The following is a 21,882-nucleotide window of genomic DNA, read 5'->3' as shown; positions in this document are numbered from 1 at the left end:
GTGCCCTGCCGGTCAGCGTCCCGCCGTCCGGTGCCGTGAGGCAACGGCTCAGGGCTGCGTCGCCGCCGGGCCGTCGAGCTCGCCGCTGCCGACGAAGTCCTTGAGCCAGGAGCGGAACTCCGGCCCCAGGTCCTCACGCTCGCAGGCCAGACGCACGATGGCACGCAGGTAGTCGCCCTTGTCGCCCGTGTCGTAGCGACGGCCGCGGAAGATCACGCCGTGCACCGGGCCGCCGCGGCCCGGCGTGCGCTGGGCCAGCACGCGCAGCGCGTCGGTCAGCTGAATCTCGCCGTTCTTGCCGGGGGGCGTCTCGTGCAGCACGTCGAAGATGGTCGGGTCGAGCACGTAGCGGCCGATGACCGCGAAGTTGCTGGGGGCCTCGCCGGGTGCGGGCTTCTCGACGAGGTCGGTGATCCGGACGATGTCCTCGTCGCCACCCAGGGTGCCGTGCCACTCCGCGGGACGGATCGAGGCACAGCCGTAGAGGTGGGCCAGCGCCGGGTCGACCTCGATCAGCGCGACGACGCTGCCGCCCAGCTCGCTCTGGACCTCGATCATCTTCGCCAGCAGCGGGTCACGCGGGTCGATCAGGTCGTCGCCGAGGAGGACGGCGAAGGGCTGGTCGGCGACGTGCGGCTCGGCGCAGAGCACGGCGTGGCCGAGGCCCTTCGGGTCGCCCTGCCGGACGTAGTGCATGGTGGCGAGCTCGCTCGACTCGCGGACCCGGTCCAGCTTGGCCTGGTCGCCCTTGCGGGCGAGCTGCTCCTCGAGCTCGTATGCGCGGTCGAAGTGGTCCTCGAGCGGACGCTTGTTGCGGCCCGTGATCATCAGGACATCGGTCAGACCGGCGGACGCGGCCTCCTCCACGACGTACTGGATCGCCGGCTTGTCGACCACCGGCAACATCTCCTTGGGAGTCGCCTTGGTGGCCGGCAGGAAGCGGGTGCCGAGCCCAGCGGCGGGGATGACCGCCTTGGAGATTTCGCGGATTCGAGCCTTTGTCATACGGACGACTCTAGCTTCCTCAATGTGTCGCCCGCGTGTCTCTCCGCCGTCAAGGACTTGTCAGCCGCGCGCAGCAGGAGGGCCGCGTGCGAACCGTCTGCGGGCAGCCGCCCCATACCGATCCTGGCCGAGAGGCCGTTCCCTGGGAGAGCGCCGCTCTCGTCTGTGAGCACCGGCACTGAGGGCAGCGCGAGCGGATGGCGGCGCACCGTCCACGCCAGTCGGTCGGCGACCGTCCTGGCGCCCGCCTCGTCCGTGTCCGGGAGCAGGACGAGAAATTCCTCGCCGCCGTAGCGGCCGAAGACGTCCTCCTCCCGCACCTCCATCGCCAGCCGCTGGGCCAGATCGCGCAGCACCGCGCCCGAGCGCTGGTAGCCGTGCTCGCGCCGGATCTCGGCGAAGCCGTCGATCTCCACCAGCAGGACGGCGAGCACCCGCTGCCCCGGGCGCCGGTTGCAGCGCGCGATCTCCCGGTCGAGGGCCAGCTGCAGGTAGCGGTAGTTCCAGACGCCGGTCAGCGCGTCCGTGCACGAGGTCCGCTCCAGCTCGGTCCGCCCGGCGCGCAGCTCCTCCAGCTCGGCGGCCTGCGTCCCGAGGACGGCCCGCACCCGCGCCCGGCCGCGCAGCATCGCGCCGACGGCGAGCAGCGCGGGCAGGCAGAGAGCAGCGAGGATGTTCGCGAGGACGGGCGGCATGATCGTCCCTCCGCACAGTGCAGGCCGGTTACGAGACGGAAGGCCGTCCCATCCGATGGTGAACGAGAAGAAGGCGATGAGGTCACGGCTGCTCGCCGCGCGCGCGGCGATGTCACCCGTCGAGCGGGACGCCGCAGCGAACGCGCTGGCCACGGAAGCACTGGCGTTCGTACTCGCCGTCGGCGCCCGGACGGTGGCCTGCTACGTCTCGATGGGCTCCGAACCCGGCACTCGGGCCCTGCTGGACACGCTGCGCGCCCAGGGGATCGAGGTGCTGCTGCCGGTGCTGCTGCCTGACAACGACCTCGACTGGGCCCGGTACGAGGGCGCCGTGCAGCTCACCCCCGCGCGGCTCGGTCTGTTGGAGCCGACGGGACCGCGGCTGGGCGTGGGAGCCGTCTGCGGTGCGGACGTCGTGCTGCTGCCCGGACTGGCCGTCGACCCCGCGAACGGCCTCCGGCTGGGGCGTGGCGGCGGCAGCTACGACCGCGTCCTGGCCCGCCTGGACGCGGCGGCCTCCCCTGCGCGGCTTGCGACGCTGCTCTTCGACGCCGAGCTCGTCCCCGGCCTGCCCACGGAGCAACACGACCGCCCCGTGGACGCGGCCCTGACGCCCACCCGGACGATCACCTTCCCGCGAAACGCGTGACCTGCCGCGCGGGGGCGGCGGCTCAGGGCGTCAGGGCGTCAGGGCGTCAGGGCGTCAGGGCGTCAGGGCGTCAGCGAGAGCTTGTCCTTGGCCGCGGCTTCGACCGTCTTGCGGTCGTACGCCCAGCTGAGCATCTGACCGGAGGCCCACAGCGGGGTCTGGTCGTCGTAATGCGGGCTGAACGCGTGCCCCGAGGCTCCGCCGATGTTGATCCAGCGGGAGCCGTCGAAGTCCGCCAGGTTGACGATCATCCGCATCGACGGTGCCTCGTCGACGGTGAAACCGTTCGCCGAGTCCCAGCTCGCAGCGTCCACCGCGGCGCTGCCGCCGTTGAGCTTGTACGGGCCGCGGTTGAGCAGCCAGTGGACCGCGCTGGAGGCGATGGACGAATCGTCCGTGCCGAGGGTGCGCTCCTTGAGGTCGAGCGTGTGAATCCGGCCCCAGCTCCAACCGCTGATGTCCTTGCCCATCAGCGAGGTCAGCTGCTTGCGGGCGTCGACCATGGCCGCTTTCAGCAGGCTGTCCCGACCCTGGGCCTGCTGCTGGCCGAGGCCGTCGGTCCAGGTCCACCACGGGCTGCTCGGCTGGTCCAGCAGCGAGCCCACGACCGTCGTCCACTGGTCGTTGCCGTCCGGCTGCGCGGTCGCGCCGTCCCGCAGGCCACAGCTGCGGACCCGCTTGGGCTTGCCGTTCACGTCGTCCGCCGGGATGCCGGCCTTGTCGGCCGGGACGACCATGATGCAGTCGGTCGTACTGCGCACCTCAGCGGGGAACTTCGCGTCCAGCGCGAGGTGGAGCAGGTTCGACCAGACGGCGTTGTAGTACGCCGCCGCCGCCGACCCCGCGTCCTGCTGGAAGTTCCAGCCGCGGAGCAGGTCCTGTGCGTCCCTGTAGTAGGGGTCGTTCAGCTGGATCTTGAGCAGGTACGGCACCAGTGTCTGGGCGAAAACGCTGGTGTCGTCCAGCTGGATGGAGGCCATGTCGTCCGGCGAGATCTTGCCGCCGCCGCTGAGCTTGCCCTTGATCAGCGTGGTGATCTGGGCGGCGCGGCTGCCGTAGTCCCAGTCCTTGGTGATCAGGTACGGGTAGACGTTCGGGTCCACCGCGGCCTGGTTCGCCGTCACGATGTAGCCGCTCGCCGGGTCCTCGACCCAGGGCAGCGCCTTGAAGTCGACGAACTTCGACTCCCACTTGTAGCGGGAGTCCCAGCCCGGCTGCGGGTAGGTGCCGTCGCTCGCCGTGCCGCCGACCTTCTGGCGGATCGGGATCTGGCCCGGCATCTGGTAGCCGATGTGGCCGCTGGTGTCCGCGTAGATCAGGTTCTGCGCCGGGACGGCGAAGTGCTCCGCTGCGCCCCGGAACTCGGTGAAGCTTGTCGCCTTGTCGAGCTCGAAGACCGCGTCCATGGTCTTGTTCGGCATCAGCGCGGTCCATTTGAGCGCGATCGCGTAGCCGCCGCCGCGCGGCGGGGCCGTGCCGTCGGCCGGCGCGCTGCGGCCGACGGTCTGCTCCTCCGTGCTGTGGTCCGAGATGATCGGCATGCCGTCCGTGGTGCGCCGCACGGTGATGGTCTGGGCCGCGCCGCCGGCCACCTGGATGATCTCCTGGTGGGAGTCGAACGCCACGGGCTTGCCGTCGTAGAGGTAGGTGCCGTCGCTGTTGACCTGCTCCAGGTAGAGGTCCTGGACGTCGGCGCCGAGATTGGTGAAGCCCCAGGAGATGTTCTGGTTGTGACCGATGATCACGCCGGGCATGCCGGGGAAGGTGAAGCCGGTGACGTCGAACGGGCACTGCGCGCTGACGGTGTTGCAGTGCAGGCCCATCTGGTACCAGATGGACGGGATCCCGGGCGCGAGGTGCGGGTCGTTGGCCAGCAGCGGCTTTCCGGTGGTGGTGTGCTTGCCGTCGACGACCCAGGAGTTGGAGCCGATACCGGCCGCGCCGGGGCGGCCGAGCATGGTCGGCAGCACGGAGAGGTTGGCCGCCAGGGCCTGCGCGGCCTGCTGGGCGCCCTGCGCGGCGGGTCGACCACCGGCCGTCTGGTAGGAGGCGGGGTTCGTCGTGGACCCGGTGCCGGAACCGGCCGCGCCGGACGCACCGGAAGTCCCAGAAGAAGTCCCGGACCCGCCAGGGGTCGCACCGGTCGGGGCCTTCAGGCCGTCGGCCGGCACGTACTTGCCGTCCTTGCCGACAGTGCCGGTCTTCGCCAGGATCGTCCCGTTCTTCGCATACGGGTACTCCGGGTACAGCTGCGCGATCTGGTCGGTGGTGAAGGTCCCGGCGAGCAGCGAGCGGTCGACCTCCTGCTGCATGTTGCCGCTCAGGTCCCAGGCCATCGCCTTGAGCCAGGAGACCGAGTCGACCGGCGTCCACTCGGCGGGCTTGTAGCCGCCGTAGGCCGCGCCGAGCAGCGCGTACTCCAGCGAGGCGCCGGCGCCGCCCGGGTGCTCCTTCAGCCAGGCGTTGACGCCGTCGCTGTAGGCCTGCAGGTACTTCTTCGTCGCGGGCGAGAGCTGGTGGTCCCACTCGTCCTGCGCCACGCCGTGCCAGTTCATGGTGCGGATGAAGGCGTCGGTCTGCACCTGCCCCGAGCCGAACATCGAGGCGAGCGTGCCGGAGGTGATGTGCCGGTCCACGTCCATCTGCCAGAAGCGGTCCTGCGCCTGCACATAGCCCTGGGCCATGAACAGGTCCTCGGCGCTGGCGGCGTAGACCTGCGGGATGCCCTTGTCGTCCCGGATCACGTCGACCGGGCCGGAGAGGCCCTGCAGGTGGATGCTGCCGGTGGTCTGCGGGTAGGAGGCGTGCGCCTGGCGCACGCCGTACCAGCCGCCGAGGGCGACGCCGGCCACCAGCAGCAGCACGACCAGCACCACCAGCAGGCGCAGACGACGGAACTTCTTGGAGCGGGGCATCAGGGTCCTTGTGAGGGGCAGTGACTGTACCGCGACGTACCGCGCTAAGCGGCGGTGCTGACGCTAACACCCGAAGCGGAAGCGGTTGCGCGCGGCCGAGGCGTCGTCGGTGCCCGGCCGATGACCAGGGGTCACCGGTGCAGCGTGCCCAGCCTGTGGACGAACGCGAGTGCGCACCCGCCACAACGGTAAAATCTTGCCCCAGAGAAGTGGAAGCAACGATTCTGCTGTGCGAGGTGCCCCTGCGTGTCCGTCCACCGGCTCGACCTGCTCCTCCTGCTGTTCTCCCTGGTGTTGCTGGTGGCCGTCGCGGCGGTCCGGCTCTCCTCCCGCAGCGGGCTCCCCAGCCTGCTGTTGTACCTGGGCATCGGGGTGCTGCTCGGGCATGACGGCATCGCCGGCATCACCTTCGACAACGCCATGCTCACGCAGGTGCTCGGCTATGCCGCGCTGGTGGTGATCCTCGCGGAGGGCGGTCTCGGCACCCGCTGGCACGACATCAGACCCTCCGTCCCGGCCGCCGCGGTGCTGGCCACCTTCGGCACCGCGATCAGCGTCGGTGTCGTGGCCGTCGGCGCGCACCTGCTGACGGGGGTGAGCTGGCGGATCGCCCTGCTGCTCGGCGCGATCGTCTCGTCCACGGACGCGGCGGCGGTCTTCTCCGTGCTGCGCCGCGTGCCCCTGCCGGCGCGGCTGAGCGGGCTGCTGGAGGCGGAGTCCGGCTTCAACGACGCGCCCGTGGTCATCCTGGTCGTCGCCTTCGCGACCTCGGGGCCGATCAGCTCCTGGTGGGTGCTGGCCGGGACGGTGGTGGTGGAGCTGGCGATCGGGCTCGCGGTGGGTGTGGCCGTCGGCCGGCTCGGCGCGCTGACGCTGCGCCACGTCGCGCTCCCCTCCTCCGGCCTCTACCCGATCGCCGTCGTCGCACTGACGCTGCTCGCCTACGCGGGCGGCGCGCTGCTGCACGGCTCCGGCTTTCTGGCCGTCTACATCTGCGCGCTGGTGCTGGGCAACGCGCGGTTGCCGCACGGCCCGGCGACCCGCGGCTTCGCCGAGGGCCTGGCCTGGATCGCGCAGATCAGCATGTTCGTCATGCTCGGCCTGCTGGTGAACCCGCACACGATGGCGGACTCGGTGGTGCCGGCGCTGGTCGTCGGGCTGGTGCTGGTGCTGGTCGCCCGCCCAGCCTCGGTGCTGCTGACCCTGACGCCGTTCCGGGTGCGCTGGCGCGAGCAGGCGCTGCTGAGCTGGGCCGGCCTGCGCGGCGCCGTGCCGATCGTGCTGGCCACCATCCCGGTGGTGCACGCCGTGCCGGGCGCGGACCAGCTCTTCAACACGGTCTTCCTGCTCGTCGTCGTCTTCACCTTGATCCAGGGCCCGACCCTGCCCTGGGTCGCGAAGCGCCTGCGGATCTCGGACTCCGCGCACGCCGACGACCTGGAGGTCGAGTCCGCTCCGCTGGAGCGGCTGCACGGGCACCTGCTCTCGGTCTCGATCGGCCCGGAGTCACGCCTCGCCGGCGTCGAGGTGAGCGAGCTGCGCCTGCCCAAGGGCGCGGCGGTGACCCTGGTCGTCCGCGAGGGGACGAGCTTCGTGCCGGGCCCGGCAACGGTGCTGCGGCACGCGGACGACCTGCTCGTGGTCACCACCGATGCGGTGCGCGACCGGACCGAACGCCGCTTGCGCGCGGTCGACCGGGGCGGCAAGCTGGCGGGCTGGCTCAGCGGCACCCGCGGCGAGTACTGAGCCGGAACGTGGGGGCGAGCGCTGCCTGGGTACTGAGGCTCACATCACGATCAGTGGACTTATCGACCCGGAATACCGCATCATTGAGGATCGTTAGCACTCATAGCCTTAGAGTGCCAGGAGGAAAACCAGTGCCGACGTACCAGTACCAGTGCACCCAGTGCGGCAGCGGCCTCGAAGCCGTGCAGAAGTTCAGCGACGCCGCGCTGACCGAGTGCCCCGAGTGCGGCGGCAAGCTGCGCAAGATCTTCTCCGCGGTGGGCGTGGTCTTCAAGGGATCCGGCTTCTACCGGACGGACAGCCGCTCGTCGTCCAGCAGCAGCGTCTCGTCCTCGTCGGCGAGCGCTCCGGCCGCGTCGTCCGGCTCCTCTTCGTCGACGTCCTCCTCGACGTCTTCGTCGAGTTCTTCCAGTTCCTCCTCGTCCGGCTCGGCCGGTTCCGCCGCCTGAGCCGACCCGCGCGGCTACGCTGCGGCGCATGACAGACCAGTCAGCTGCAGCGGGCAGGGCCGAGATCGGCATCATCGGCGGCACGGGGCTCTACGCGCTCGTGGACGACCTGGACGAGGTCGTCGTCGACACCCCGTACGGCGCTCCCAGCGACTCGCTCCTCGTGGGCGAGTTCGCGGGGCGCCGCGTGGCGTTTCTGCCGCGGCACGGGAGGGCGCACCGGATCCCCCCGCACGCGATCAACTACCGGGCCAACCTGTGGGCCCTGCGCGCGCTCGGCGTCCGCCAGGTGCTCGGCCCCTGCGCGACGGGCGGGCTGCGCCCCCAGTTCGGCCCCGGCACGCTCCTCGTCCCCGACCAGTTCGTGGACCGCACCTCCGGACGCATCCAGACTTACTACGACGGTCTGACACGTGCCGACGGCCGCGTCCCCGAGGTCGTCCATGTCTCCGCCGCCGACCCCTACTGCCCGCGCGGGCGGTCGGTCGCGGTGAAGGGTGCGCACGAGGCAGGCTGGCCGCCAGTGGACGGCGGCACGCTCGTGGTGATCGAGGGCCCGCGCTTCTCCACCCGCGCCGAGTCGCGCTGGTACAGCTCGCAGGGCTGGTCGGTGGTGGGCATGACGGGCCACCCGGAGGCCGTGCTCGCCCGCGAGCTGGCCCTCTGCTACACCTCGCTGACGCTGGTCACCGACCTGGACGCGGGCGTGGAGACGGGCCAGGGCGTGACCCACGCGGAGGTGCTGGCCGAGTTCGGCCGCAACATCGACCGGCTGCGCGGCGTGCTGGCCCAGACGGTGGCGGCGCTGCCGACCACCGAGGACCGGGACTGCATCTGCGCACACGCGCTGGACGGCCTGGAGACCGGCCTGGAGTCGGAGTAGGAGCCACCCCGGCGCAAGCAGGGGCCTGGGACCTTCTCTCGGTGCGGCCCCTCACCCGATCGGGTGGCGAGGTTTTCCACAGGGCCGGGTTTTCCACAGGTTGTGGGGACGCCGCTGGATCGCGTCGTGACGTGGGAGCAGGGTTGGGCCACGGCGAATCACCGCCGACGCCCCGCCCGCTCCGCCCAGTCCCGTCCCGGCCCGATCCCGTCCTGGAGGTATCCGGTGTCCCTCTCCATCCCGCCCACGTACTGCATCGCCGCCTTCCCTCCCATCCGCGCGGGCGGCGGCCGACATCGGCTACCGACGCCGGTGCGGCGCCGTCCCGGGCCGATCGCGGCCGGATTGATCGTCGCGGCGACGACGCTGGCCGTCGGGTCACTCCGGCAGATCCCCGGTTCGAGTGAAAAGGGAGCGGCTGCGGGCGCACGCCCCCATACCGAAGCGGGGACGTTTGCTCAGGTCGCGCCGGTGCCCCCGGCCACGACACCCCCGCACGGGTGAATTTCCGCGTGCCCCGAGCCCCGGGCTTCTGCCGTAACTTCCGTTGACCATGAAAGGCTTCAAGGCATTCCTGCTCCGCGGCAACGTCGTGGATCTCGCAGTCGCGGTCGTCATCGGCGCCGCGTTCACCAAGGTCATCAACTCGATCGTCGACGGGATCATCAACCCGGTTGTCGGCGCCTTCGGCACCCAGGACCTCAACGCCTACACGTCCTGCCTGAAGGGCACCTGCCAGCTGGACAAGGCCACGGGGAAGGTCGACGGCATCCTGATCCAGTGGGGCACCGTACTCGGCGCGGTCCTCAGCTTCGTCATCACCGCAGCCGTCGTCTACTTCCTGATCGTGCTGCCGGTGAACCACCTCATGAAGCGCTACATGTCCAAGAAGGACGAGGCCGTCGAGGTCATCAAGGAGGCGGAGGTCAACGAGGTGGTCATCCTCAGCGAGATCCGCGATCTGCTCGTCGCCCAGCGCGGCTGAGGCCCGCGCCGGCACTGACCCCCGTTACTTCTCCCCATGGTGCGGTGGGGTCTCGCGCAGGTACCAGTCCTTGTCCCGCGAGCCCTCGCCGCGCCCGGTCCGCTCGTCGCCCCAGCCGGCATCCGTGTCGTCCTGGCTGCGGCCACTCATCGGGTCGTCGAAGACGATCTTCTTCTTCTCGCTACCACTCACCACTCCAGGGTAGGCCAGCCAGCTCAGCTGGGAGCCTCCGCACCGGGGCGGGCGTAGAACCACCAGCACACGCCCAGACAGAGGGCGTAGTACCCGACGAACACCCACAGCGAGGCCGTGACGGCGAAGCTCGCGAACATCGCCGGGATGAAGAAGAACCCGAAGGCCGCAATGGCGGCACTGAAGCCGATCACCGCCCCCGACTCCATCTCGGCCTGGTGCTGCGCCTCCGCCAACGCGGCCTCGCCCCGACCCGCAGCGGCCGCCCGGTGCTGATTGAGGAAGATCACCGGGATCTGCCGGAACGTCGACCCGTTGCCGATGCCCGAGAAGATAAAGGCGCATAGAAACCCGATGTAGAAGGTCCAGAAGTTGCCTTTGTCCCCTCCCGAGGGCACCGCGTTGATCACCACGATCAGCGAAGCGGCCATGCCGATGAACGAGATGATCGTGCAGCGCGCGCCGCCGACCTTGTCGGAGATCCAGCCACCCGCCCAACGGAACATGGCACCGAGGAACGGGCCGACCCAGGCGTAGGTGGTGGCCGAATAGCTGGTGAAGGTGTTGTTGATCAGGTTCGGCAGGGCCGAGGCGAAGCCGATGAACGATCCGAAGGTGCCGACATAGAGCACCGTCATCAGCCAGTTGTGCTTACGCCGGAAGATGATCTTCTGCTGGCTGAAGGGGGCGGCCGCGACCTTGAGGTCGTTCATCAGGAACCAGGCCAACAGCGCCATGATCACCAGGAGTGGGATCCACAGGAAGGCGCTGTTCTGCAGCCACACATCGCCCCCAGCCTTCTTGTGCTGCGGGCCGCCGGCCGGGGCGCCGAGGATGCCCGCGGTGATGACCAGCGGTGCGAGCAGCTGCACGACGCTGACGCCCAGATTGCCGAGGCCGCCGTTGATGCCGTTCGCGTTGCCCTTCATCTGCTTCGGATAGAAGAAGCCGATGTTCGCCATCGAGGACGAGAAGTTGGCGCCGCCGATCCCGCACAGCGCGGCGATCACGGCCATCACCCAGTACGGCGTCGAAGGGTGCTGCACCGCGAAGCCCAGCCAGAGCAGCGGCCCGACCAGGATGATCGTGCTGAACGCGGTCCAGCGGCGCTCCCCCGCGACCGGCCCGATGAAGGTGTAGAAGAGGCGCCCGATCCCGCCGGTCAGCCCGGGGATCGCGGTCAGCCAGAACTTCTGCGACTCGGAGAAGGTGAAACCCACCTTGCTCAGCTGAACCACCGTCACCGACCAGACCTGCCAGACCACGAAGGCCAGCATCAGCGCCGGCACCGAGACCCACAGATTGCGGGCGGCCACCTTCGAACCGGTGGACTGCCAGAACGCCGGGTCCTCCGGATGCCACTCGCCGATGGTCGAGCCAGGGCGGTAGCTGTCCTTCCGGCGAGAAGTGGTCACCGTCATCGCGAATCCCGCTCCCGGTTCAGTGGTCGGTGCTCAGTGGTCGGCGCTCAGTGGTCGGTCGGCCCGAACCGCCAGGCGGCCAGGGCGATCAGGAAGGACAAGACCTCGAATCCGGCGCACCACCAGGCGATCGAGGTGTGGCCCTGCATCCAGGCGTCGACACCGACGCCGAGGGCCCAGAGCTGGCCCACGACGATGCTCAGCACCACGATCAGCCGGCCGCTCAGCATCGCCGAGCGCTCGGGATCGTGGTCGGTCCCCGCCCCCGGGCCGGGACCGCTGTGCCGGATACGGGAGTCCGCGTGGCCGCTGGTCGGCCGGATCTGCGGGTAGCGCTCCGCCACCGGCCGGTTGAGCCGGGGCTGGGCACTGCCCGGGGCGCTCCAGTCCACCGCGCCGGTGGCGAGGGCTTCTTCGGGCTGGGGCTGGTCGGCGGGATGCGGCATTTCGGGTCAGTCCCTCACCGTCTTGGGGCAGGCGACCTGCCCGAGCTTCGCGTCCTTGGCGTTCAGCTGACGGCAGGCCGCATGCACGGGGCTCTCGTCGGAGTAGGCGGTGCCCACGGCCCAGACGGAGCCGTCGACCTGCTCCAGCATCAGCACCTTGGGCAGGCCCCTCGGTGGCGGACCCTGTACCACCGCGCCGTTGCGCGGCTCGAAGGCACCCTCGTGGCAGGGGCAGTACAGCTGCCCCTCGTCTCCCCGCTCCTCCCGCCACAGCACTCCGCAGGCGAGGTGGGTGCAGACGGTGGAGTAGCCCACCAGCGTGCCGTCCTGGAGCCGGATGGCGATGGCCCGGTCGTGCTCGGTCGGGTAGTTGAAGGTCACCGCCCGACCCTTGGGCAGGTCGTCGGCGACCCGGAGCGGGACCACCTCCGCCGCCTTCGCGTCGCCGTGCCGGGGCAGCACCCCGGCGGCGACGGCGACGGAGCCCACGGCCAGGCCTCCGGACACGGTGGCCATGACGCGCAGGTAGTCCCGACGACTGGTCAGCGAGTCGGCGCTGAGCCGGTCCCGGAGCCGGTCCTGCTCCTCGGCCCCCTGCGGGCCCGTCTCTTGAGGGCCCGTCCCTTGCGGACCCGTCCCTTGCCGGTCGGTCACGCCGCACCTCCGCCGGGGAGGCCGCCGCTGGCGGCGCTGCTGCCGCCGACGTCGCGTCCGTTGATCGCCACCAGCGGCAGGCCGCCGGGGACCGGGCGCTCGCCGCGGTCCCAGGGGACGATCATGCCGACGCCGGTGCTGATGCTGGTGTCGCCGAACTCGAACCAGCTGGACACGGAGACGCCGGGCCGCTCGGCCTGGAGCTCCTCCAGGGTTCCGTAGAAGAGCGCGCCCGTCGGACAGACCGTCGCGCACATCGGGGCCAGGCCCAGCTCGGTGCGGTCGTAGCAGAGATTGCACTTGAGCTGGAGCTTCGCCTCCAGGTCGATCTTGGGGACGCCGAAGGGGCAGGCGTTGACGCAGTTCGAGCAGCCGATGCAGCGGGTCGGGTCGGCCTCGTGGACCACCCCGTCCGGGCTGATCAGGATCGCATCCGCCGGGCAGACCTCGGCGCAGGGCGCGACCGGGTCCTCGCAGTGCATGCAGACCGTCGGCAGCGAGGCGACGCTGTGGCCCTCGTCCGGGTAGTCGAGGTGGATCATCGACTTGCCGCGGTGCGAATCGCACTCCCGGCAGCCGGAGACGCAAGCCTGACAGCCGATGCAGCGTCCCGGGTCGATGAAAAGGGTCCGGCCCATCATCGCGGCCTCAGCTCCCTTCGCCGGTGCCGCGCCCCTGCGGGGAGGACGGCGGTCGGGTGGTGGTCCGCGAGGCCTGGGCCTCCGGGTAGGCGGGGCGACCCGGCGGCGTGGGCGGCGCCGGCACCTCGTCCACGTGCTGGGCGCGCTCGATCCTGCAGGCGCAGACCTTGTACTCGGGGATCTTCGAGCGCGGGTCCAGGGCGTCGATGGTGAGTGCGTTGGCGGCGGTCGGCACCGGCCAGTGGTAGGGCACGAAGACGTGGTCCGGCCGGATGGCTTCGGTGACCAGGGCGGGGAAGACCTCGCTGCCGCGCCGGGTGACGACCCGGACCGGGTCACCGGTGCGGAAGCCGTGCGAGGGGTGCACCTCGACCCACGGGCGCGGCGTCTGTTCGACCAGTGCGCCGAGCCGACGCGTCTGGTTGCCCGAGAGGTAGTGCGCCACGGTCCGGCCGGTGGTCAGCCGCATCGGGTAGGCCTCGTCGAAGGCGTCGGCGGGCGGGTGCCACTCGACGACCTGCAGGTGGACCTTGCCATCGGCGTGGTAGGTCTTGCCGCCCTCGAAGAGGCGCGGCGTGCCGGGGTGGTCCAGCTCGGGGCAGGGCCACGCGATGCCGCCGGTCTGATCCAGCCGCTCGTAGGTGATGCCGTAGTAGTCGTTGACGGACCCTCGGGAGGCGGCCCGCAGTTCGTCGAAGACCTCGCGGGCGCCAGGGAAGGCGAACTTGTCCCCCTCCCCCAGCCGCTTCGCCAGCTCGCACATCACCCAGGTGTCGGTGCGCACCCCGGGCGGCGGCTCCTGCGCCTTGTTGTGCTTGACCACGCGGGCCTCGGCGTTGGCCATGACGCCCTCGTCCTCGGCCCAGGTCGTCACCGGGAAGACCACGTGCGCGTTGGCCGCCGTCTCGGAGAGGAAGAAGTCGAACTGGGCATGGAACTGCAGCCGGTCGTAGCCGTCCTTGACCGTGGCGTAGTGGGGCAGCGAGACGAAGGGGTTGTTGCAGACGCCGAGCAGCCCGCGGATCTCCTCGCGCTGCATCTGCCAGACCATCTCCATCATGGAGGTCCCGGCCTGGGGCAGTTCCGACTCCTGGATGCCCCAGAACTCCGAGATGAAGGCACGCGCGGCCGGGTCCGCGATGGAGCGGCCGCCGGGGAGCATGTCCGACTTCTGGCCGTGCTCGCGCCCGCCCTGGCCGTTGCCCTGGCCGGTGATGGTGCCGTAGCCGGCACCCGGTCGGCCGAGCTGGCCGGTCGCCGCGCACAGGTTGATGACGGAGAGGCAGTTCTCGACGCCCTGGGTGTGGTGCTCGATCCCACGGGCGTGCCAGGCCATCGCCTTCTCCGCACCGCCGAACATCCGGGCCACCTGGACGACCTGCTCGGCAGGGATGCCGCAGATCTCTGCGGCGCGCTCGGGCGTGTAGGAGGCGACGGTCGCCTGCACTTCCTCCCAGCCGGTGGTGTGGGCGGCGACGAACTCCTCGTCGACCAGGCCCTCCTTGATCACCATGTGCAGCACCGCGTTGAAGAACGCCGAGTCGGTGCCCGAGCGAAGGGCGACGTGCACGTCCGCGGTTCGCGCGATCGCGGTCTCGCGCGGGTCGACGACGACCAGCGTCGCGCCCCGGTCCCGCGCGCCCCACAGGTACTGGGTCATCACCGGGAAGCACTCGCCGACGTTGGAGCCCGCGATGAGCAGGCAGTCCGTCTGCAGGATGTCGCGGAAGGGGTTGCCGGCGCGGTCGATGCCGAAGGCGAGCTTGTTGGCGCCGGCGGCGCTCACCATGCAGAGGCGGCCGTTGTAGTCGACGTGCCGGGTCTTGAGGGCGACCCGGGCGAACTTGCCGACCAGATAGGTCTTCTCCGAGAAGAGACTGGCCCCGCCGAGCATGCCGAAGGCGTCACGTCCGTACTCCGCCTGGATCCGGCGGATCTCGGCGACGGTGAAGTCCAGCGCCTCCTCCCAGCTCGCCTCACGGAACTCCTCGTCCCGGCTGCGCCGGATCAGCGGAGCGGTGAGCCGGTCCGGGTGGTTGACCTGCTGGTAGGCGTTGAGGCCCTTGGGGCAGAGCCGGCTGCGGTTGATGTCGTGGTTGCGCGGCTCGACACCGAACACCTTGCCGTGCTCGTCGACCCTCAGGTACATCCCGCACTGCACGCCGCAGAAGCAGCAGTGCGTCGGCACCAGCGTCTGCTTCGTCTGGTCGGCCCGCCAGCGATCGGCGGGCAGACCGCCCGCGTCGCGGAAGTTGCGGGTGCCGGGCGGCGCGACGGACGGATCGAGTGGCACGTCCTGTGGCACCGTCCAGTTGAACGCAGCATCCACGCCGGTCACTTGAACCCCCGCTTCACATCGGTCAGGTAGGCGCCGCCGCGCAGGACGCGCTTGCAGCGCGGGCAGTACTCGGCCCACTCGTCGAAGCCGAGTCCCATGTCGCGCATGGTGCCGCGAAGGTTCTCCACGGCCGGGACGGTGTCGATCTCGGTGCCGCAGCGCCGGCAGGTGAACAGCTCCTGGCCGGCGTCGCGTGAGGTGAACTTGAACAGCTGCATGCCGACCGCTGCCGGGCGCTGCACGATGTGGAAGAACTTGCCGAAGGGCAGGTAGACCAGCGTGAAGACGACCGAGACCATGTGCAGCACGGCGAGGAACTCGTAGCCGCCGCCGTGCAGGAAGATCTCGGAGAAGGTCAGCAGCAGGCCGGTCACCGAGACGGTGAGCAGCGCCAGCAGCGGCAGGAAGTCGTAGGCGAAGCGCTGACCCGTGGTCGCCGCGCGGTCGTGGTAGCGCCGCCACAGGAAGTAGCCGACCCCGCCGATCACCAGAACGGCCGCCAGGTCCAGGCCGTGGAACATGGCCCACCCGATCACGCTGCTGGAGGTGAAACCGAGGACCTTGAAGCCCCAGATCCGCATCTCGTATCCGGGCCCGGTGGCGCTGGAGGCGGTGAAGGTGAACCAGCCCCAGGTCAGCGGGAAGGTGATCGCGGCCGCGAGCAGGCAGCCCCAGAACATCAGCTGGTGTGCCGCCCAGCGCGCGTGCGAACGGGCGCCGAGGAACTTCTGGAAGCCGAGGTAGGTCGTCGCCATCCGGGGCAGCGCGGTCGGGGCGCGGCGGAAGTTCTCCATCGAGAACGCGGCGCGCAGCCCCTTGCGGAACATCCGCCAGGCGGCCGGCTCACTGACCCACATCGTGTACCGGTAGGTGACGCCGAAGGCGAGGAAGACGGTGGCGACGGCGTAGGGCAACAGGGCGGAGTCGAAGTCCCGCAGCCCCCGGCTGCCCAGCACAATGGCCACGACCAGCGCGAGCGAGACCAGGGCCGCCACCAGAGCAGCGCGCTGCCGCAGCTTTCTTCTGTCCACCGGTATCCCCTCGTCGCGACCGCTTGCGGCGAGCGTAGACAGACAAAAAGGATCATTGCAGGACAAGCGCTGCCAAAAGAGCCCCCGCAGCACCTGTTCGGTGCAACGGGGGCTCTCTCGGGGTGGCCCAACCTCTGGCGGTAAGCCTTACGCGGCCTCGAAGCCGGCGTGGTCGGCGATCTTCCGAAGCTCGGCCAGCGCGTGCTTCTCGATCTGGCGGATCCGCTCACGGGTCAGCCCGTGCTGCTTGCCGACCTCGGTGAGCGTGCGTTCGCGGCCGTCCTCGATGCCGTAGCGGGAGCGGATGATCGATGCCGTGCGATCGTCCAGCCGGTCGATGAGCTTGTCGAGCTCCTCGCGGCGGAGCATCACCAGCACCGCGTCCTCGGGCGAGGTGGCTCCGGTGTCCTCGACGAGGTCGCCGAACTGGGTCTCGCCGTCGTCGTCGACGGTCATGTTGAGGCTGACCGGGTCTCGGGCCCAGTCGAGGACGTCCTTGATCCGCTCCTCGGTCGTGTCCAGCTCGGCCGCGACCTCGGAGGGCGCGACCTCGCGGCCCAGCTCCTTGGACTTCTCGCGCTGGACGCGCCGGATCCGGCCCAGCTCCTCGACCAGGTGGACGGGCAGCCGGATGGTGCGCGACTGGTCCGCGATGGACCGGGTGATCGCCTGGCGGATCCACCAGGTCGCGTAGGTGGAGAACTTGAAGCCCTTGCCGAAGTCGAACTTCTCGACGGCACGGACCAGACCCGCGTTGCCCTCCTGGATCAGATCCAGCAGCGGCAGGCCGCTGCGAGGGTACCTGCGGGCCACCGCGACCACGAGGCGGAGGTTCGAACGGATGAAGACGTCCTTGGCGCGCCGACCGTCAGCGGCTATCGCGTGGAGCTCCTCCTCGGTCGCCCCGCCGACGGTGCCGCCCTCTTCGAGCAGATGCTCGGCGAAGACGCCCGCCTCGATCCGGGTCGACAGCTCGACCTCCTGCGCCGCGTCGAGCAGCGGGGTTCGCGCGATCTCGTCCAGGTACATACCGACGAGGTCTCGGTCGGCCTCACCAGCGGTCGGACGCGCGGAACGCATCCGATCGGCCTTGTCGCGGACGACGGCACGGGTGGCCATACGTACTCCCTCGGGTTACCTGACGGGCCTGGCTGGCCCGTGTCTGGGAACTGCTTACGTAACGACTCAACGAGGAGTTTCCAGGAATCATTCCCGAAGCGGTGATTTTCTTCGCCCGTAGCAGTATGCTGTCCGGTTTCACCCCGATCGTCGGCGGAGCGTCATCGCTCGGTCACAGTGGGGCGGGCGTCCGGATCTGTCACTCTCTGGGACGATTGTCCGCCTGGCCTTAGTTCCCCGCTCGGCGAACTTGGCACCGGTCGAACGGACAGCGCACTGGTCAAAGGCCTGCGCGCCAGGAGGAGACGTACGTGCGGCTCTGGCGGCTGTGGGCAGGAGCGGCTGTGTCCCTCCTGCTCTTCGGGATCCTCCTCGCGCTCGTCGAGGCGCCCTGGCACGCGCTGCTGCGCTTCGACCTCTCCTTCGACCTGCGCCTGCACGCCACCGCGCTGCGCCACGCCGCCTGGACCGGCTCGATGCGCACGGTCACCTCGGTCCTGTCCCCGCTGGTGCTCCGGGTGGCGCTGGGGGTGGTCGTCGTCTGGCTCTGGTGGCGCGGGGCGCGGATCGCCGCAGTCTGGGCCGCGAGCTGTGGGTTGGTCCAGGGGGCACTGGAGGTCGGGGTGAAGCAGGCGGTCGCCCGGCCCCGACCGGCGCTGCCGCATCCGGTGTCCACAGCGACGGACTGGGCCTTCCCCTCCGGTCACGCGATGACCGCGGCGGTGATCATCCCGCTCCTGGTCGCCGTGGTCTGGCCCCGGCTCCACCGCCGCGCCGCACGGGCACTCGCGGCCGGAACCGCGGCCTTCCTCGTCGTGCTGGTCGGCTGGACCCGGCTCGCCCTCGGCGTGCACTGGCCGAGCGACGTGCTGGCGGGCTGGCTGCTCGCCGGCTTCACACTCTGCGCGGTGACGGCGGCCGTGGACACCTGGCGGCCGGGCATGCGCGACGCGGAGTTGCGCCGCCTCCTCCCACGCGCGGCGCAGCGCGTACAACGGCGGAGCGCGGACTCGATGTAGCTCTGAGCCCGCGCCCCGCCGACCTTCTTCCCGCTCTCGCTATGCCTTGCAGTCGTAGAGAACCTGCGAGGACGAGTCTGTACTGGTCGTCGAGGCCGAGGTGGTGGCGCCGTACTCGGATGCCTTGACCACCGTGCAGGTCGACGTCACGTAGGCGGTCGCCTCACTGTTGGCCTGACCGCCGCCGGGGCCGCCCCCGCCACCGACCAGGACGTAGCGGAGCTGTCCCGAAGCGACGTAGGACTTGATCTTGGCCACGGACATCGCCGGGTCGGAGCCCGTGAACCCGCCCATGCCGATCACGGGCCTGCCGCCGGACTGCAGGATCATCTCCGCCGCCGACTGCGCGCTGGAGACGGCGACCATCCAGGTCGCGTTCCCCTGGTTCTTCTCCAGGTAGGAGAGGAGCGCCGAGCTGACGCTGCCGCCCATCCCACCGCCGAAGCCGCCGGCCCGCCTGGCCCCACCGTCCGCGCTCCCGGCCGCCGCACCACCACCTGCCGCACCGCCCGCAGCCGCACCACCCGCGGCACCGCCCGCAGCCGCACCGCCCGCGCCGCCCGGCGCGGTCCCGCCTGGGAACCCGCCTCCGAAGCCGCCCGCAGGCCGCTCGCCCCGGCCGCCGCCGGGGAAGCCGTCGCGCCCGCCGAAACCGCCCGGCATGCCGCCGCCGAAGCCGCCCCCGGTCGACGGGCCGCCCGTCGGGTTGACGCCCTGGACCGCGCCGGACGTCATCGTGTCCGCCGCGTAGGCGGCCGGTCCGGCGACCAGTGCGAGCGCCGCCGCCACCGCGCCGACGGCGAGCAGCCGTCCGCGCACGGCGGCCAGGGCCGCGCTCGCACCGAAGCGCGCGACCAGCAGGGCCACGACGCCCGCCGCCGCCAGCACGGCGATCGTCGGCCAGAGCCACGGCGCGAACGTCGAGGTCCGCCGCAGCAGCACCACCGCCCACACCGCCGAGACCACCACGCCCACCGGCAGCACGGCGGCCCAGACCGCCCGGCGCGAGCGCGAGCGCAGGGCGCGCAGCAGCATCGTGCCGCCCGCGCCGGTCAGCGCGGCGATGGCCGGCGCGAGCATCGTCGTGTAGTAGGGGTGGAAGGTCCCGGACGCGAAGCTGAAGACGACGTAGTGCGTCAGCAGCCAGCCGCCCCAGAGCAGCAGCGAGGCCCGCTGCATGTCGATCCGGGGCCTACGTCCGCGCAGCACCAGCGCGCCCACGAGCGCGATGAGCGCGAACGGGATCAGCCAGGAGATCTGGCCGCCGAGGATGGAGTTGAAGAGTCGTCCAGCGCCAGAGGTCCCACCGAAGTTGGCACCCGCACCGGCGAACCTTCCGGCGGCCGAGCCGCCCGAGGCCCCGCCCGCGCCGAGCACCCGCTGCAGTCCGTTGTAGCCGATGACCAGGTTCCACACCGTGCCGTCCGTGCTGGACCCGATGAAGGGATGGTTCTTGGTCGAGTCGACGATCAGCATCCACCAGGCGCTGGACACCACCAGCGCCATCGCAGCGACCAGCAGGTTCCGCACCCGTCGCAGCCAACCCCCGCGCGCCGCCCAGACGTAGGCCAGGAAGAGCGCCGGCAGCACCATGTACGCCTGCAGCATCTTGGTGTTGAACGCGAAGCCGACCAGCACCGCGCTGACCACCAGCTGCCAGAGCGTGCCGCGCCGGATCGCCTCCAGGCAGAACCAGGCCGCCGAGACGGTCAGCAGCACCAGGACCGGATCGGGGTTGTTGTCACGGTTGATCGCCACGGTGATCGGCGTGATCGCCATCACCACGGCCGCCACCGTCGCCGCGACCGCGCCGAAGCTGCGCCGCACCGCGCTGTAGAGCACGGCGACGGACGCCACGCCGCAGAGCGCGATCGGCAGCAGCATCTGCCAACTGCCGAACCCGAAGATCCGGGAGGAGATCTCCATCAGCCAGAGTGCGAAGGGCGGCTTGTCGACGGTGATGAAGTTGCCCGCGTCCAACGAGCCGTAGAACATCGCGGACCAGCTCTTGGTCCCGCTCAGGACCGCCGCCGCGTAGTAGGAGTTGGCGTTCCCGTTCTGACCCAGGCCGTAGCAGTAGACCAGGGCCGCGAGCAGCAGACTCCCCCAGTAAGCGGGTCTGACCCAACGCGCTGAGCGGGGGCGTGCGGCCTTGGTGCGGCCGGGCCGGACGGCGGACGTGTCCACCGGGGCTTCGATATGGGCACTCACCGGTGCAACTCCTGGTTCAAGTGGGAAAGTTCGGCCTGCCGCGTGTGCCGGGCCGCACGCTTGGGGTTGAACACCCAGGCCCGCAGCAACACGAAGCGCACGACCGTCGCGAGCGCGTTCGCGCCGACCAGCCAGCCGAGCTCGGCGGCGTGCGAGGCCCCCGGCGCGACCACGCCGGCCACGGCGAGGGCGAGCGTGCTGAGCACCAGCCCGATCAGGAAGGCGATGCCGCCCTCGACCTGGTGCTTGAGCGCGTCGCGCGGGCCGGTGACGCCGAAGGTGAAGCGCCGGTTGGCCGCGGTGTTCGCGATGGCGGTCAGCAACAGCGCGAACGCGTTGGCCAGTTCGGCCGGCACGGTCTGCCGCAGCGCCAGGTAGAGCAGCAGGTAGGCGAGCGTGCTCAGCACTCCGACCACGGCGAAACTGGCCAGCTGCCAGCGCATCCCGTTGGGCAGCTGCGCCTGCCGTACACGCGGCGGGACGGGCAGTCTGGTCGCCCCGAAGACGGCCTTCCGGCCGACCCGCCACATGCCCTTCAGGTCGTCCTTGACCGTCCGGACGATGTCGACACGGCTGTCAGGGTCGTCGGTCCAGTCGACGGGGACCTCGTGGATCCGCAGGCCGCTGCGCTCGGCGAGCAGCAGCAGCTCGGTGTCGAAGAACCAGGTCTCGTCCTCGACCTCGGCGAGCAGCGCCTTGGCCACCTCGGTGCGGGCAGCCTTGAAGCCGCACTGGGCGTCGGAGAACTTGGCGGCGAGGGTCGCCCGGAGCAGGAAGTTGTAGGTGCGGGAGATGATCTCCCGCTTGGGCCCGCGCACGACGGCGGAGCCGCGGTGCAGTCGGCTGCCGATCGCGAGGTCGCTGTGCCCGGACAGCAGCGGCGCGACGAGCGGGAGGAAGGCGTCCAGGTCGGTGGAGAGGTCCACGTCCATGTAGCTCACGACGTCGGCGTCGCTGGCACCCCAGACGTGGCGCAGGGCGCGGCCGCGCCCCTTCTGGTCCAGATGGACGGCGCGGACCTCGGCGAGCTCGGCGGCGAGCTCGCTGGCCACCTGCCAGGTGCCGTCGATGCTGGCGTTGTCGGCGACGGTGATCCGGAAGCGGTAGGGGAAGTTCTCCCGTAGGTACGCGTGCAGGGTGCGGACGCTGTGGGCGAGGACGTGCTCCTCGTTGTAGACGGGGACGACCACCTCGACCAGCTTGGTGCGGGTGCCGGTGCCGTCCCGGCCTGCTGCGGGAGGGGCGGGCTGTGCCGCCAGCGCGGACGAATGGCTCATGCCGAGCACTTTTCGCTGTGGCGCTGTGCCGGGGCTGTGACGTGCTTAGGCGCGGACTAGGGCCCTTCGGACCTCCGGGGGCGCGAGGAACTGCGCGGCAAGCCACCGGCATGCGGATGGTCCTCAACGCGCAGGGCCATCCGCTCGTCGGTGGCTTCTCGCGCAGTTCCTCGCGCCCCCGGAGGTACAACTCCCTCGACTGCAGA

General features: G+C 70.6%; 19 protein-coding genes. 6 read left to right on the top strand and 13 right to left on the bottom strand.

What is annotated here, in order from left to right:
• Positions 1–48: 48 nt before the first annotated feature.
• Both ABIA32_RS05895 and ABIA32_RS05890 read right to left on the bottom strand, forming a co-directional pair.
• Complete coding sequence (locus ABIA32_RS05895; RefSeq protein WP_370092766.1) at positions 49–1,005, bottom strand: UTP--glucose-1-phosphate uridylyltransferase; 957 nt, start codon at positions 1,003–1,005, stop codon at positions 49–51.
• On the bottom strand, positions 1,002–1,700 hold the full coding sequence (locus ABIA32_RS05890; RefSeq protein ID WP_370092765.1) for a GGDEF domain-containing protein: 699 nt from the start codon (positions 1,698–1,700) through the stop codon (positions 1,002–1,004). Before ABIA32_RS05890 ends, ABIA32_RS05895 begins: the two co-directional genes overlap by 4 nt.
• Before the next feature lie 55 nt (positions 1,701–1,755).
• Between ABIA32_RS05890 and ABIA32_RS05885 the strand changes: the two genes are divergently transcribed.
• Positions 1,756–2,349 (top strand): 5-formyltetrahydrofolate cyclo-ligase, encoded by a 594-nt coding sequence (locus ABIA32_RS05885; RefSeq protein WP_370092764.1) that lies wholly within the window; start codon positions 1,756–1,758, stop codon positions 2,347–2,349.
• A 62-nt stretch (positions 2,350–2,411) separates the two neighbouring features.
• Here the strand turns inward: ABIA32_RS05885 and ABIA32_RS05880 are convergent, their stop codons facing one another.
• Positions 2,412–5,264: a penicillin acylase family protein gene (locus ABIA32_RS05880; protein ID WP_370092763.1), complete on the bottom strand. Its 2,853-nt coding sequence runs from the start codon at positions 5,262–5,264 to the stop codon at positions 2,412–2,414.
• Positions 5,265–5,510: 246 nt separating this feature from the next.
• On the opposite strand from ABIA32_RS05880, the gene ABIA32_RS05875 reads away from it, so the two are divergent.
• The 4 genes from ABIA32_RS05875 (at position 5,511) to mscL (ending at position 9,327) form a co-directional block, all read left to right on the top strand.
• Positions 5,511–7,010, top strand: a complete 1,500-nt coding sequence (locus ABIA32_RS05875; RefSeq protein WP_370092762.1) for a potassium/proton antiporter — start codon at positions 5,511–5,513, stop codon at positions 7,008–7,010.
• A 131-nt stretch (positions 7,011–7,141) separates the two neighbouring features.
• Positions 7,142–7,459: an FmdB family zinc ribbon protein gene (locus ABIA32_RS05870; protein ID WP_370092761.1), complete on the top strand. Its 318-nt coding sequence runs from the start codon at positions 7,142–7,144 to the stop codon at positions 7,457–7,459.
• Positions 7,460–7,487: 28 nt separating this feature from the next.
• Positions 7,488–8,342: an S-methyl-5'-thioadenosine phosphorylase gene (locus ABIA32_RS05865; protein ID WP_370092760.1), complete on the top strand. Its 855-nt coding sequence runs from the start codon at positions 7,488–7,490 to the stop codon at positions 8,340–8,342.
• A gap of 553 nt (positions 8,343–8,895) precedes the next feature.
• A complete protein-coding gene (gene mscL / locus ABIA32_RS05860) occupies positions 8,896–9,327 on the top strand; it encodes a large conductance mechanosensitive channel protein MscL (protein ID WP_370092759.1) in 432 nt (143 codons plus the stop codon).
• 24 nt (positions 9,328–9,351) lie between these two features.
• Here the strand turns inward: mscL and ABIA32_RS05855 are convergent, their stop codons facing one another.
• The 8 genes from ABIA32_RS05855 to ABIA32_RS05820 form a co-directional block, all read right to left on the bottom strand.
• The gene (locus ABIA32_RS05855) at positions 9,352–9,519 is read right to left on the bottom strand and encodes a hypothetical protein (protein WP_370092758.1); all 168 of its coding nucleotides are present in this window, start codon (positions 9,517–9,519) and stop codon (positions 9,352–9,354) included.
• 23 nt (positions 9,520–9,542) lie between these two features.
• Complete coding sequence (locus ABIA32_RS05850) at positions 9,543–10,940, bottom strand: NarK family nitrate/nitrite MFS transporter (RefSeq protein WP_370092757.1); 1,398 nt, start codon at positions 10,938–10,940, stop codon at positions 9,543–9,545.
• Positions 10,941–10,987: 47 nt separating this feature from the next.
• The gene (locus ABIA32_RS05845; protein ID WP_370092756.1) at positions 10,988–11,386 is read right to left on the bottom strand and encodes a hypothetical protein; all 399 of its coding nucleotides are present in this window, start codon (positions 11,384–11,386) and stop codon (positions 10,988–10,990) included.
• A gap of 6 nt (positions 11,387–11,392) precedes the next feature.
• Positions 11,393–12,040, bottom strand: a complete 648-nt coding sequence (locus ABIA32_RS05840) for a ubiquinol-cytochrome c reductase iron-sulfur subunit (RefSeq protein ID WP_370092755.1) — start codon at positions 12,038–12,040, stop codon at positions 11,393–11,395.
• Positions 12,037–12,681, bottom strand: coding sequence for a 4Fe-4S dicluster domain-containing protein (locus tag ABIA32_RS05835; RefSeq protein ID WP_370092754.1), 645 nt, complete (start codon positions 12,679–12,681; stop codon positions 12,037–12,039). Before ABIA32_RS05835 ends, ABIA32_RS05840 begins: the two co-directional genes overlap by 4 nt.
• A gap of 7 nt (positions 12,682–12,688) precedes the next feature.
• On the bottom strand, positions 12,689–15,010 hold the full coding sequence (locus tag ABIA32_RS05830; protein WP_370092753.1) for a molybdopterin oxidoreductase family protein: 2,322 nt from the start codon (positions 15,008–15,010) through the stop codon (positions 12,689–12,691).
• Positions 15,011–15,015: 5 nt separating this feature from the next.
• Positions 15,016–16,050 carry an MFS transporter gene (locus ABIA32_RS05825; RefSeq protein WP_370092752.1) on the bottom strand — a complete coding sequence of 345 codons (1,035 nt, stop codon included), beginning with the start codon at positions 16,048–16,050 and terminating at the stop codon, positions 15,016–15,018.
• Between the two features lie 147 nt (positions 16,051–16,197).
• Positions 16,198–17,169, bottom strand: a complete 972-nt coding sequence (locus ABIA32_RS05820) for a sigma-70 family RNA polymerase sigma factor (RefSeq protein WP_370092751.1) — start codon at positions 17,167–17,169, stop codon at positions 16,198–16,200.
• A gap of 344 nt (positions 17,170–17,513) precedes the next feature.
• On the opposite strand from ABIA32_RS05820, the gene ABIA32_RS05815 reads away from it, so the two are divergent.
• A complete protein-coding gene (locus tag ABIA32_RS05815; protein ID WP_370092750.1) occupies positions 17,514–18,188 on the top strand; it encodes a phosphatase PAP2 family protein in 675 nt (224 codons plus the stop codon).
• A gap of 39 nt (positions 18,189–18,227) precedes the next feature.
• Here the strand turns inward: ABIA32_RS05815 and ABIA32_RS05810 are convergent, their stop codons facing one another.
• Entirely contained in the window at positions 18,228–20,399 is a 2,172-nt protein-coding gene (locus ABIA32_RS05810) for a glycosyltransferase family 39 protein (protein WP_370092749.1), read from the bottom strand.
• Complete coding sequence (locus ABIA32_RS05805; protein WP_370092748.1) at positions 20,396–21,676, bottom strand: glycosyltransferase; 1,281 nt, start codon at positions 21,674–21,676, stop codon at positions 20,396–20,398. Before ABIA32_RS05805 ends, ABIA32_RS05810 begins: the two co-directional genes overlap by 4 nt.
• Positions 21,677–21,882 lie beyond the last annotated feature (206 nt).

The sequence above is a fragment of the Streptacidiphilus sp. MAP12-20 genome (assembly GCF_041262525.1).
GTDB lineage: Bacteria > Actinomycetota > Actinomycetes > Streptomycetales > Streptomycetaceae > Streptacidiphilus.
This window is presented reverse-complemented; position numbering and strand designations above follow the sequence as displayed.

Coding starts and splice junctions, on each gene's coding strand:
- ABIA32_RS05820 (WP_370092751.1), bottom strand. CDS start 17,169: ATGGCCACCCGTGCCGTCGTCCGCGACAAGGCCGATCGGATGCGTTCC.
- ABIA32_RS05805 (WP_370092748.1), bottom strand. CDS start 21,676: ATGAGCCATTCGTCCGCGCTGGCGGCACAGCCCGCCCCTCCCGCAGCA.
- ABIA32_RS05845 (WP_370092756.1), bottom strand. CDS start 11,386: ATGCCGCATCCCGCCGACCAGCCCCAGCCCGAAGAAGCCCTCGCCACC.
- ABIA32_RS05835 (WP_370092754.1), bottom strand. CDS start 12,681: ATGATGGGCCGGACCCTTTTCATCGACCCGGGACGCTGCATCGGCTGT.
- ABIA32_RS05890 (WP_370092765.1), bottom strand. CDS start 1,700: ATGCCGCCCGTCCTCGCGAACATCCTCGCTGCTCTCTGCCTGCCCGCG.
- ABIA32_RS05895 (WP_370092766.1), bottom strand. CDS start 1,005: ATGACAAAGGCTCGAATCCGCGAAATCTCCAAGGCGGTCATCCCCGCC.
- ABIA32_RS05880 (WP_370092763.1), bottom strand. CDS start 5,264: ATGCCCCGCTCCAAGAAGTTCCGTCGTCTGCGCCTGCTGGTGGTGCTG.
- ABIA32_RS05885 (WP_370092764.1), top strand. CDS start 1,756: ATGGTGAACGAGAAGAAGGCGATGAGGTCACGGCTGCTCGCCGCGCGC.
- mscL (WP_370092759.1), top strand. CDS start 8,896: ATGAAAGGCTTCAAGGCATTCCTGCTCCGCGGCAACGTCGTGGATCTC.
- ABIA32_RS05850 (WP_370092757.1), bottom strand. CDS start 10,940: ATGACGGTGACCACTTCTCGCCGGAAGGACAGCTACCGCCCTGGCTCG.
- ABIA32_RS05865 (WP_370092760.1), top strand. CDS start 7,488: ATGACAGACCAGTCAGCTGCAGCGGGCAGGGCCGAGATCGGCATCATC.